General features: G+C 72.2%; 9 protein-coding genes and 1 pseudogene. 4 read left to right on the top strand and 6 right to left on the bottom strand.

Annotation, left to right across the window (positions count from 1 at the left end; translation table 11 throughout):
• Window positions 1-49: 49 nt before the first annotated feature.
• Entirely contained in the window at window positions 50-1,093 is a 1,044-nt protein-coding gene (locus JEK78_RS00850) for an EamA family transporter (protein WP_200262165.1), read from the bottom strand.
• Window positions 1,094-1,170: 77 nt separating this feature from the next.
• Here JEK78_RS00850 and JEK78_RS00855 point away from each other — a divergent pair.
• Window positions 1,171-2,049 (top strand): annotated as a pseudogene (locus JEK78_RS00855) (LysR family transcriptional regulator); the annotation flags it as partial.
• 61 nt (window positions 2,050-2,110) lie between these two features.
• On the opposite strand, the gene betT reads toward JEK78_RS00855, so the two are convergent.
• Complete coding sequence (gene betT / locus JEK78_RS00860; protein WP_347341211.1) at window positions 2,111-4,192, bottom strand: choline BCCT transporter BetT; 2,082 nt, start codon at window positions 4,190-4,192, stop codon at window positions 2,111-2,113.
• A gap of 383 nt (window positions 4,193-4,575) precedes the next feature.
• Between betT and JEK78_RS00865 the strand changes: the two genes are divergently transcribed.
• Complete coding sequence (locus JEK78_RS00865; RefSeq protein ID WP_200263926.1) at window positions 4,576-5,367, top strand: universal stress protein; 792 nt, start codon at window positions 4,576-4,578, stop codon at window positions 5,365-5,367.
• A gap of 484 nt (window positions 5,368-5,851) precedes the next feature.
• Here the strand turns inward: JEK78_RS00865 and JEK78_RS00870 are convergent, their stop codons facing one another.
• The 4 genes from JEK78_RS00870 to JEK78_RS00885 form a co-directional block, all read right to left on the bottom strand.
• On the bottom strand, window positions 5,852-6,355 hold the full coding sequence (locus JEK78_RS00870) for a hypothetical protein (protein ID WP_242483219.1): 504 nt from the start codon (window positions 6,353-6,355) through the stop codon (window positions 5,852-5,854).
• 1 nt (window position 6,356) lies between these two features.
• Window positions 6,357-7,046: a copper resistance protein CopC gene (locus JEK78_RS00875; RefSeq protein WP_200262167.1), complete on the bottom strand. Its 690-nt coding sequence runs from the start codon at window positions 7,044-7,046 to the stop codon at window positions 6,357-6,359.
• The gene (locus JEK78_RS00880; protein WP_200262168.1) at window positions 7,025-7,645 is read right to left on the bottom strand and encodes a superoxide dismutase family protein; all 621 of its coding nucleotides are present in this window, start codon (window positions 7,643-7,645) and stop codon (window positions 7,025-7,027) included. The genes JEK78_RS00875 and JEK78_RS00880 overlap by 22 nt, the downstream gene beginning before the upstream one ends.
• 385 nt (window positions 7,646-8,030) lie before the next feature.
• The gene (locus JEK78_RS00885) at window positions 8,031-9,803 is read right to left on the bottom strand and encodes a copper resistance protein CopC (RefSeq protein ID WP_347341197.1); all 1,773 of its coding nucleotides are present in this window, start codon (window positions 9,801-9,803) and stop codon (window positions 8,031-8,033) included.
• 307 nt (window positions 9,804-10,110) lie between these two features.
• Here JEK78_RS00885 and JEK78_RS00890 point away from each other — a divergent pair, with 307 nt between their 5' ends.
• On the top strand, window positions 10,111-10,440 hold the full coding sequence (locus tag JEK78_RS00890) for an antibiotic biosynthesis monooxygenase (protein WP_200262169.1): 330 nt from the start codon (window positions 10,111-10,113) through the stop codon (window positions 10,438-10,440).
• Window positions 10,441-10,744: 304 nt separating this feature from the next.
• The gene (locus tag JEK78_RS00895) at window positions 10,745-11,869 is read left to right on the top strand and encodes an amidinotransferase (RefSeq protein ID WP_200262170.1); all 1,125 of its coding nucleotides are present in this window, start codon (window positions 10,745-10,747) and stop codon (window positions 11,867-11,869) included.
• Window positions 11,870-11,958 lie beyond the last annotated feature (89 nt).

An 11,958-nucleotide genomic window follows, 5' to 3' on the forward strand; every position in this document is an offset into this window, starting at 1 on the left:
CGGCGGCAAGCCCGTCCCCGGGGCCGACCGGGCGCCCCGCCCGGCCCGGTCACGGACGGCCGCCGCCACGCGCGGCTTTCGCCTCACCATCGTCGGGCATCCGCCGGCCGGCCGCTCGCGCACGGACCCCGTCCCAGGCACCGTCGACGCCAGGGGAGGGAGGCGGCTGAGCACGACCGCCACCCGGTTTCACCGTCGCCGGGGGTGCGAGTCCGGCGGCCAACAGCGCGATCAGGGCCAGGCCGAAACCGAGAATCTGCGAGAGGCCGAGGGTCTCACCCAGGAACAGTCCGCCGAGGGCCGCCACGAGCGGGGAGAGGAGCACCAACGGGGCCGACGCGCCGATCGGCAGCCTGCCCACCCCGCGGAACCAGAGGACGTAGGCGAGCAGTCCGCCCACGCCTCCCAGCCAGAGATAGCCGAGCGTCGCCCCGAGGTCGATCCCGGACGGCACCCCCTCGACGATCGATACCAGGGGAAGCAACAGCACACCTCCGAAGGAGAGTTGCCACCCGGCGAGAGTGAGCGCGCCCACCCCGGGGGGTCTGCCCCAGCGCTTGGTGAGCACCACTCCGGCGGCCATCGCGGCGGTACCGGCGAGCCCCGCCGACACCCCCACCGCGTCCAACCGGGCCTCCGGGCCGAGGACGACGAGCCCGACGCCACCCGCTCCGAGTACCCCCCATCCGAGGTGTCGAGCGGCAGGACGTTCGCCGAGGAGCACGACGCCCATGCCGGCCACCAGAAGGGGCTGGATCGCCCCCAGGGTCGCCGCGACACCGCCTGGCAGTCGCTCGGCGGCGATGAACAGGAATGGGAAGAAGGCGCCGATGTTGAGCGCGCCGAGTACGGCGGCCTTCCACCACCAGGCTCCTCGGGGCGGTGTTCGCGTGATGGCGAGAGCGAGGAGTCCGGCCGGAAGAGAACGCAGCAGCGCCGTGAACAACGGTCCGGGCGGGAGGAGTTCGGTGGTCACCGCGTAGGTCGTTCCCCAGGAGAGGGGGGCTACTGCCGTGGCGGCGAGGAGGGTCGCCCGCTTGGGCAGGGAGGCGCGCTCGGTGTCCGGAGCGCCGTGGGGATTCGAGGTCCGCATGCCGCGAGTCTCGCGGCACGGATTCATGCACACAACACATGCTTGCGATGGCAACCATGAACAAGAACGATGGGCGGATGGATCTCCAACAGATGCGCTACGCCGTGGCCCTCGCCGAGACCGGGAACTTCACCCGGGCCGCCGAACGCTGCGCCGTGGTGCAGTCGTCGCTGAGTCACCGGATCGCCGCACTGGAGAAGGAACTGGGAGTCCGCTTGTTCGCCCGGTCCAGCAGGCGCACCGAGCCGACGAAGGCGGGTGAGGTGTTCGTCTTCCGGGCGCGTGAATGCCTCGCCGCCGCCGAGCGGGCCGCGTCCGACACCGCCGAGGCCGCCGGGGTGGTTCGTGGCCGGCTGGTCGTCGGGGTGATCGTGACGACGGCGGCGGTCGACGTGCCGGACCTGCTCCAGAGATACCGCGCGCGCCACCCGGACGTGCGGATCGTCCTGCGCTCCGCCCCCAGCGACACGTTGGTCGCCGCCGTCCGTCGGGGCGAGCTGGACATCGCCTTCGTCGGTCTCCCCGAGGGCGAAAGGCCCTCCGGGGTGGAGACGGTGGTGCTCGACCGGGACGCGCACGCCCTCGTGGTACCGACCGGGCATCGATTGGCGGAGGCCGATCGGGTGACCCTACGGGAGATCGCCGGGGAGACGTTCGTGGACTTCGTGGACGGCACCCCGGCACGGGTCCAGTCGGACCGCGCCTTCGCATCGGCGGGTCTGACCCGGCAGGTGGCGTTCGAGGCCGGCGCGGTCGATCTGATCGTCCGACTCGTCGAGCGCGGTATGGGTGTGGCGTTGCTGCCGTCGGCGTTCGTACGTCCGCCTGACAGAGGGCGGTCGGGTCTGGGACTCGTCCGCCTCGCCGACGGTCCTCGTCGTGTCGAGTACCTGGCGTGGAGCGGTTTCAACCTCAGTCCCGCCGCCCGCGCGATGCTCGGGGTGCTCGGTGTGCGTCGGGCGAGCGCCGGCAACGAGGGGGGTGACGTCCACTCCTCCTCTCCGGAGGGTGTCGACGTCAGTCGGGCAGGTGGGCCTCGGGATCGTCGGGACGGTGGTCGGGGAGCGACGACTGGGCGGTCGCCTCGTGGTGCAGGCGAAGGAACTCCAGATGCCGCTCGTACTGGTCGAGGGCGTCGGCGATGAGTTGCTCGCGGGTGTAGCCCATCACGTCATAGCCCTGGTTGCCTTCGGCGAGTTGGATCTCGAAGCGGACGTAGGAGTCGTGGGTGCTGACCGACTTGGTGGCGAAGCCGGGGGTCGGCGTCTCGACCGGCCACACCCGGTACACGAACGTGTCCGCCGGGCCGATGGGGGCCTTGAGCCCGACGTGTGGGAGGCCGTTCTCCTCGTCGGTTCCCTCCAGCAGTTCCGCGGCGGCTCCTTGAGCCCGCAGTTCCTGCACGACGTCCTCGAAGGCGGGGCGACAGACATCGTCGACGAAGCGCGTGGCCGCCCGCCGCCCGGGGAAGGCCATGGCGCGCGCCAACCGGGTTCGCCAGTTGCGGGTGCCGGCGGGGCCCGCGTGCGGTGTGCGTCCGGACAGGGAGGCCGGCAGCGTGGTGGCGAGGGCCTCCTCGCGCATCCGCTCGGTGCGCAAGGCCAGGTAGAGACCCGCCATGATGAGGAACATCACGAAGGAGAACGGCAGCCCCATGATGATCGTGGCGTCGGTGAGCGCCTGCACCCCGCCGACGATGAGCATGGCGAGGGTGAGCAAGCCGGTCGTCAGTGCCCAGAAGATGCGCAGCCACGGTTTGGCGTCGGTGACCGGGGTGGGGAGGTCGGAGCTGAGGTTTCCCATCACCAGGGCGCCGGAGTCGGCGGAGGTGACGTAGAGCAACAGACCGACGAAGGTGGCGAGCCCGGCGCTGAACAACGCCCCCGGGTACTGTTCGAGCAGCCCGTAGAAGCCCTGTTCGGGAGAGGTCATGGCGGTCTCCCCGAACCCGATGTCGCCGTCCTGCACGACGAAGAGGGCGCTGTTGCCGAAGACGGCGAGGAACACCCCGGTGAACAGGAAGGGGATCACGAGCGTGGCCGCCACGAACTCCCGCAGCGTTCGACCTCGGGAGATCCGGGCCAGGAACAGCCCGACGAACGGGGCCCAGGCGATCCACCAGGCCCAGAAGAACAACGTCCAGGCGTCCAGCCACTCGGTCGGCTGGTCGTAGGCGAAGGTGTTCAGGGTCATGGAGGGGAAGCGGCTGATGTAGTCCCCGATGTTCTGGACGAGAGCGTTGAGCAGCCGGAACGGCTCGCCGACGACCAGGATGAAGAGCATCAGCAGGACGGCCAGCAGGACGTTGAGCTGGGACAGGCGTCTGATTCCCTTGTCCACGCCCGCGACCGCCGACACGGTCGCCATGACCACGGCTACGGCGATCAGGCCGATCTGGGCGGGGAGCCCCTCGGGTACGTCGAAGAGGACGTTCAGACCGTAGTTGAGCTGGACCACGCCGATGCCGAGGGACACCGAGATCCCGAACACGGTACCGATGATGGCCGCCAGGTCCACGGCGTCCCCGATCCGGCCGTGCACCCGTCGCCCGATGATGGGGTACAGGGCGGACCTGATGGCGAGGGGCAGACGGTAGCGGAAGGCGAAGTAACCGAGGACCATGCCCATGAGCGCGTACATCGCCCAGCCGGTGATGCCGTAGTGGAACAGGGTCCAGACCACCGCCTGCCGTGCGGCCTCGACGGTGGCCGGGTCGCCCTCGGGTGGCGCGAGGTAGTGGCTCACCGGGCCGGCCACGGAGAAGAACATCAGGTCGATGCCGATGCCCGCGGCGAACAACATGGCGGCCCACGCGAACAGGCCGTAGTCCGGCTTGTAGTGCTTGGGGCCGAGCTTGACGGTGCCGTACTTGGAGACGCCGATGAACAGGACGAAGACCAGGTACAGGGTGGCCGCGAGGAAGTAGTACCAGCCGAACCAGTAGGAGATCTTGTCCACGGCCACGCCGATGGCGTCCTCCGCGCCCGCGGGTGTGACGATCGCCCAGACCGAGATCGCCAGGATGAGCACGGCCGAGCCGATGAACACCACCGGCTTGAGGGTGCCCGAACCCGTCGGGGCGGCGATGTCCTCCGGCACCGCCTCCGGCTCCGCCTCGCCGCCCTGGCCGCCTGCAGTCGACAATGCCATGCTCCTTGTTCGCCGGGACGAGGGCGTCGGCCCGCCCGGCTGCGACGGGTCGGAAGGGTCCGTCATCGGGCCCGGGACACCGGGCGCGGTGATACGGCAGTCTCCTGGGGATCTCCCGACCCGTCCAGCACCCGCCCGGGATGGGGCCGGCGTGTCGGAGCCGGTTCGGCCGGTGACCGGGAGCCGCGGCCCGGACTCCGGGGCCCCGGGTCCGCCTCCCGGGTCGCGCGCGTACTCGGGGACGGCGACGATGGTGAAGTCGCCGTCCACGTCCCGTCGCGTGGGACGAGCGCGGCGGACCGACCTCGCACACCGGACAGGGAGCAGCCTTGGTGAACGTCGTCGTCGGCGTCGACGGCTCCGCGTCGAGCCTCACGGCAGTGGACCAGGCCGCCCGGGAGGCCCGGATACGGCGGGCGGGACTGCGGGTGGTGCACGCCGCGGGTCGCCGGCCCACCGAGGACGCCGACCGGATGGTGGGCGACGCGGCCCGTCACGCGCGGAGCGTCGCCCCGGAGGTGGAGGTCTTCGAGGTCGTCGTGGTGGGCTCGCCGGTGGAGGTCCTGGAGGCCGAGTCGCGGACGGCGCGGTTGGTCGTGATCGGTTCCCGGGGCGCCGGGGGCTTCATCGGCATGGTGCTGGGCTCGACGGCGGTGTCGCTGGCCGCCCACAGCCGTTGTCCCGTCCTCGTGGCGCGAGGGGATCCGACCGGTTCCGGGCCGGTGGTCCTCGGTGTGGACGGCTCCCCCGTCGGCGAGCCGGCGGTGGACTTCGCCTTCACCGAGGCCTCCCTGCGCGGATCGGCGATGACGGCCGTGCACGCCTGGTTGCCGGAGTACGCGCCGGTCGGTTCCGGGGTGGAGAGCGCCGAGAGGCTGCTCGCCGAGTCCCTCGTGGGACATGGGCAGGAGCACCCGGACGTGCAGGTCCGGCGCGAGGTGGCCAGTGGTGAGACTCGGGAGGTGCTGATCGACAGGAGTCGGGAGGCTCAGCTCGTGGTCGTCGGAGCACGGGGGCGCGGTGGCTTCGCCGGGATGCTGCTGGGCTCGGTGAGTCAGGCGCTGTTGCTCCACGCGCACTGCCCCGTCGTGGTCGTGCGGGGGCGGGAGGGCGGACACGGCTGACCCGGTCGGGGGGCTCGCTCGACGGCGCGCGGCACCCGACGCGCCGTCGCCGGAGTGCGGCGCCGGAACCGCTTCCCGCGCTCCGTCGGGAGGCGAGATTCGGTGACGGCGCCGCGTCGACCGCCGTCTTCAGGACTGCGGTCGCTTGCCGTGGTTGGCCGCGTGCTTGCGGCGGGCCTTCTTCTTGCGGCGTCGTTTCGAGGACACGAGGGCCTCCGGATTCTCTCGCCTTTCCGTACCGCTTCCACGTAATCGCCGCGCGCACTCGGGCGCAAGCCGAAGCGGCGGGGGGTCGTCGGATCCCGGAGTCGGGGCGCCCGGCGGGCCGAGCCCGAAAGGCCCGTGTCCGGGTACGAAGGCTCCGGGCGGACCCCCGCGCGGCATGGGGCCCCGGTCTCGGGGACGGGTGCGAAGCGCGTGACGCGAGACCTCCCCCGGACCGGGAAGCGCTACCGAGGGGAGTCCGACCCGTGATCGGGGCGCGTCACGAAGAGCCGGAGGCGAGGTCGCCGTCCGCCTTGCCGATGGTGCCCCCGAGCACGTCGCGCAACTCGGGAAGACGCTCGCGCTCGGCGCTGACCACCCAGCGCGGACCGACCAGATAGGTGGCGTCGTAGACGGCGGCCTCGGCCAACCAGGCCCGCTGATAGCGCTCCTCCGGAAAGGTGGTGATCAGGTAGTCGCCCTCGGGGTCGTGGCACACGCCCTCGCGCAGTTGCTCCGCCTCCACCCGGACGGTGGCCTCGCAGCCCGCGAGCCCGGCGATCACTTCGATCCTCGCGGGCGCGACGACCCCGCCCGACGCCCCGGCAGGAGCCGAGGACGAGGGAGAGGCCGCGGCGGACGGATCCCGCTCGCCTCCCCCGCACGCGGCGACCGACGCTGCCAGAACCGGCACCGCCGCCACGGCGAGGACGTGGCGGAGGGACGCGAGGGCCCTGCCCGGGGCCGGAGATCCGGAGGGTCGGGAGGGCGGCTCCCGGAACATGTCACTCCTTCGCGGGTCGGGACGGCGGGTGCTCCGCCGAGGGGGACGACCGGCCGCCGTCGGTCGAGGGCGCGGGGCCGCCGGGCTCGGTGGTGCTCGATGGCACGTCCGGCTCCCTCGGGGGGCTTCGGTCGTCCGCGCGGGGGCCACGAAGGGCGCGCAGCACGACGAATCCGGCGGCCACCGCGAGCAGGACCACCCCCACGAGGAGGGCCAGGGTCGCGGTTCGACCGACCCCCGCCGCCTCTCCGACGGCCCCCGGCGGAGGCAGGTCCCGCCCCCGGCAGTCGGCCGCGGGTTCGGTCTCGGCCGCGTCCTCGGAGACGGCGAACCGGAAGGCGCTGTCCTGCCGATCGCCGTCCACCGAAGTGACGGTGTACGCCAGCGTGACCACCCCGGCGCTCAGCGGGTCGACGGAGGCGCAGACCACGGAATCGCCCACCACGACGGGGCGACCCACCCGTATCGGGGCTCCGTCGGCCCCCGTCAGTGTGACCTCGGGCGTGCTGCCGGACGCCAGACGGCCGAAGGTCAGGGAAAGGACGTCCGTTCCCACGGCGGACCGCGCGCCGGGACCGGGGGCCGCGTCCTCGAGAGAGGTGTGGGCGGCGGCCGGTGCGCCGCCCAGGAGCAGCGCGCCCGAACACCCCAAGGCGACGAGCGCGGCCCTCAGAACTCGAAGTCCGCGCATGCCAGGCGGTTGTCCATCGCGGCGTGAGGGTGAACGACGAGTGCGACCGCGTCATCGCCGGTGCGTCGGGCGTTGTTCACCGTGGTCGTGGCCGCGCCGGACTCGTCGGCGGTGAACATCAGGTGCACCTCGTTGGGCGGCGTGGTGGCGCCGCCCTTCTCGAACTGGAAGTGGTCCCCGCCGTTGTCGGTGGAGCAAGACCTCTCGTGCAGATGCGCCATGTACGCCTCACCCGGTTCGAGGCCGGTGAGGGAGACCGTCACTGTGGTGCCCTCCGTGCTCTGGGCCAGCCACGCGGTGCCCGCCACGTCGTCCATGCCGGGCGGTCGGGTGTCGAGCGGTTCGAGGGTGGCCTCGACGAGTTCGGCGTCGGGGAGGCGGTTCGCGGGGGTGGCCGAGGGGTCGCCCATCGCCGCGCCGTCCATGCCGTCCATGTCCCCGCTGTGCCCGGAGTGCGGGGAGGACGAGGCGGTGGCCGTCCGGTCCTCGGAGGACGACGCTGATTCGGCGGAGTCTCCGCCGCAACCGGCGAGAAGCGCGGCGGTCGCCGCCGTGGCGCAGGCGACGGCCAGGCGCGTCCGGGACGGCACGCGGCGCATCGGGGGAGGGATCGGTGAATGGCGAGACATGGAGAGAACTCCCGATCGGTGGGACGGATAAGCGTGTCGGCCTGCCTCGGGGCGGACCGGTGGTCGCCCGCTTCGCTTCGGAAAGCCGGGATCCGGGTCCGCTGGGACACCGGAAGGAGACCGCGTCGACGAGGCAGGACGACTCGCTGGAGCCAGACGCCTCCGAGGCGGCCCTCTACGGACCACGACGTGGCCGATCGGGGGGCGACGGTGGCCACCCGTCCCGTCGTCTCCGGGCGTTCCGGGCATCGGGCGACTCCTCAGGACCTGCGTGCTTCCCGTCCCTTACGGACGGAGGCGCGGACGTGTTCACGGTCGCGCGGACCGATCGCGGCCCACGCCGACCCTCTCGCCGTCACGATGTCACCTCCACGGTCTCCTCCACGGTGACCTGGTTCCCCTCGGAGACCAGTACCGTCGCCCGCATCGTCCAGGTACCGGCGAACGGGAGGTCGAGTGTATCGCCGCCCCAGTAGCCGCGTTGGTCGACGAGTTCGGCGTCGAGCGGACCGACCCCACGCCCGGGATGGGTGAATTCCAGGCGGAGTCGGGGCACGGCCACCAGGCTTCCGTCCCCGCCGAAGACCACGGCCTCCACCACGTTCCTGCCGACCCGTCCGGGCTCCAGCGTGACCTGGACTCGGCCTCGCCCCTCGACCGAGCCCGTGTCGAAGGGGATCACCGTCAGATCGACGTCCGGCCTGCCGGGTACCGCGGACGGCACGAGGGCCGACTCCGCCGACCGGCCCGGCTGCGTACCGGTCAGGACCGCCGTCACGGCCAGCACCAGGAGTCCGATCACCGACTCGACCAGTACCGACCGACGCAACTCCCGCGCGACGTCCCCCCGTGGCCCGCTCTCGCTCGGGACGCCCGTCGGCTCGGGAGACGCCCCGTGCGAGCCGCGCTCCCCCGCCACCCGCCCTCCGCCGGCCCCGACGAAGGCGGGTGACGGCGCCGGTCGCGCGGTCCGACGCAACCGCTCGGACCAGCTCCGGGACGCGGACGCCACGACCAGCATCAGCGCGACGGCGGCGGTCTTGAGGGCGAGGAGCCGACCGTAAGGGGAGGCGAAGGCGTCCCAGGAACCGAGACCACGCCAGGCCTGATAGACCCCCGTGACGGCCAACACGGTCACGGATCCCAGGGCGATCCGCGAGAAGCGTCCCACCGCCTCGGGTCGGAGACGATCGGACGGCGCGCCCGGACGCAGCGTGTACCACAGAGCGACCAGACCACCGGTCCAGACGGCCGCCGCGACCAAGTGGACCACGGTCGACACCACGGCGGCCGGCACCTGGATCCCGGCCGCCGCGTGGTCGGTTGCCGCCCAGGTCGAGGCCAGGGCCACGCCGAGCAGGGTCGGCGGCGCGACCGCGGCCGGCAGTCCCGTGCGCCATGTCGGCGCGAATCTGGCCAGGGCGGCGATCGACAGCAGCAGGGCCAGCCGACACGCCAAGGCGATCCCCGGCCGGCCCTCCAGAGCCCGGCCCAGGGACGTCGGGTCGAGGATGCCGGTCACACCGGTCCCGTCGGTGTAGGGACCGCGAAGCGACAACCGCGCCACCGCCGCCGCCGCCGACACCCACCAGCCGACCACGGCGAGCCGCCGAAGCGAACGGACCGCCGACGCTCCCGGTCGACAGGCCGACACGAACACCACCGGTCCGAGTAGCAGCGAGAGGCCGACGTACCCTCCGTGGCGCGCCACCGTGTCCAGGAAAGCCACGGTCCCGTCGACCGCCGGTACCGCGTCGGCCGGGCCCGACGGGGCGGATGGCGCGCCGACGGAGAAGGAGAAGAGCCCCGAGATGGCGTGTCCGTCCGCCGACAGAACTCGCCAAGAGACCGTGTACGTACCGTCCTGGAGCCCCCCCGTCAGGGGAACTCGCGCGGTGTCCGGCGCTCCGGCCACGTGCGCCGGGTCGCCGGCGGTGACCGGTCGGCCGTCGGGGTCGAGTACCCGGACCGAGTCCTCGGCCAACTCGACGGGCTCGTCGAACTCGACGGTCACCTGCCGTGGAGCCGACTCCACCACCTCGCTCTCCCGCGGCTGGCTGCCCGTCGGAACCGCGTGCGCCAGGGCGGTCCCCGCGCCGACGGGCAGCCAGGCGAGGAGGAGGGCCACCACCGTCAGGACCCGGCCGGGCCACCCACGGCCGGGGGGCCGGCGTCGTCGCCCGTGCGGCGCCCGCCTCCCGGCCGGTGGGACCGGCGCCTCCGGGCGGGGTCGACGGGGCGCGGCCCGGCCGACGGTCGCCCGCGTCTCCGGACCGCGTCGGCCGTCGGGCCGCCGTGGTGGTGTCTCGCGACGGTGGTGGATCTCGCTCTCCTCGTCTCTCACCCGCTCGTTGATACGGCCGCCGGGGACTCCGTGTTCAGCGACAGGAACGCCCCGTGTCCTGGCGGGGTGTCGGTGCGGCAGGATGACCCCCATGAGCGTAGTCAAGATCAACGTACTGACCGTTCCCGCGGAGCAGCGGGAGATTCTGGAGCGTCGCTTCGCCTCGCGCGCGCACGCCGTGGAGGGTTCCGACGGCTTCGAGTGGTTCGAACTGCTCCGGCCGGTCGAGGGCACCGACACCTATCTCGTCTACACCCGTTGGCGGGACGAGGAGTCCTTCCGGGCCTGGATGGAAGGGCCGATGAAGTCGGCGCACCAGGGGACCGGGGAGCGTGGCGGCGAGCGACCGGCCCCGGCGGCGAGCGACTCGCGGCTGTGGTCCTTCGAGGTGGTGCAGCAGGCCGCGCCCAAGAGCGCCTGAGGTCCCGCCGTCGGGGTGCCCGGGTTCGGCGGGAAGAGCCCTCCTCCCGGGTCCCCGGGAGGCGCCGACGCGGGCTCGGGCTCTTCGGCGGTCGCGTGTCGCCGCCGATTCGGGTCCCGCCGTCGGGGACTCCGGCGTCGCGCGGGTCGCGTGGCCGCCGACGCGCCGGGGGCCGCCGGACGGGGAACCCGCGGGACGGAGGCGTAGCGTCTTCGACACGGTCGGTCTCCCGGGAGCGGTCCGAGGAGTTCGACGCGCGCGGATCGGCGAGGACGGCGGGCACGGCGACCGAAGGGTGACCAGCATGTCGGTGAGGGAGGTCCCCGGTCTTCCGGGCGCGACGGGGAACCCCGGGTGCCCCGTCGCTTCCCACAACGAGTGGGATCCGCTGGAGGAGATCATCGTCGGTCGGCTCGAAGGCGCGACGATTCCGGCGAGTCACCCCGTGGTGTCCTGCAACATCCCGCCGTGGGCGGCTCGGCTCCAAGGGCTGGCGGCGGGTTTCAAGTATCCGCGCCCTCTCGTCGAGCGAGCCCGGCGGGAACTCGATGGGTTCGTCGCGCTGCTGGAATCCGCGGGGGTGACGGTACGACGGCCGGACGCGGTGGATCACGGGAGGCGCTTCGCGACCCCGGACTGGAAGTCGCGGGGTTTCTGCAACACCTGTCCGCGCGACAGCATGCTGGTGATCGGCGACGAGATCATCGAGACCCCGATGGCCTGGCCGTGCCGGTATTTCGAGACGCACTCCTACCGTTCGGTGCTCAAGGACTACTTCCGGCGGGGGGCTCGCTGGTCCGCCGCCCCGAAGCCGCAACTCACCGACGCCCTCTACGATCCTGAGTTCACGGTTCCCGGTGAGGGAGAGGAGATGCGTTACATCCTCACCGAGTTCGAACCGGTCTTCGACGCGGCGGACTTCGTGCGGGCGGGGCGAGACCTGTTCGTCACCCGAAGCAACGTCACCAACGCCATGGGGATCGAGTGGGTGCGTCGGCACCTCGGTCCCGGCTACCGCGTCCACGAGGTCGAGAGTCGCTGCCGCACCCCGATGCACATCGACACGACCCTCGTGCTGCTGGCGCCGGGCAAGGCTCTGGTCAATCCCGAGTACGTGGATGTCGATCGCCTGCCGGAGGTCCTCCGATCCTGGGACCTGCTGATCGCCCCCGAGCCCGATCCGATCGACGACAGACTGCTCAGACTGGCCTCGCTGTGCGGGAAGTGGCTCAGCATGAATCTGCTCGTGCTCGACGAGCGGCGCGTGATCGTGGAACGCCATCACACGGGCATGATGCGCGCACTGGAGAAGTGGGGATTCGAGCCCATCCCGTGCGACCTTCTCCACTATGCCCCGTTCGGCGGATCCTTCCACTGCGCGACGCTGGACGTCCGGCGCCGGGGGACACTGGAGTCCTACTTCGACTGACGCCTCCTCCCGTTCTCCGGGGCACTCTCGGCGCACTCTCGGCACGCTCTCGTGGGCGGGGCGGGCCCGGCGATCGGATTTCGCCAATC

Source organism: Streptomyces sp. HSG2 (genome assembly GCF_016598575.1).
Taxonomy (GTDB): domain Bacteria; phylum Actinomycetota; class Actinomycetes; order Streptomycetales; family Streptomycetaceae; genus Streptomyces.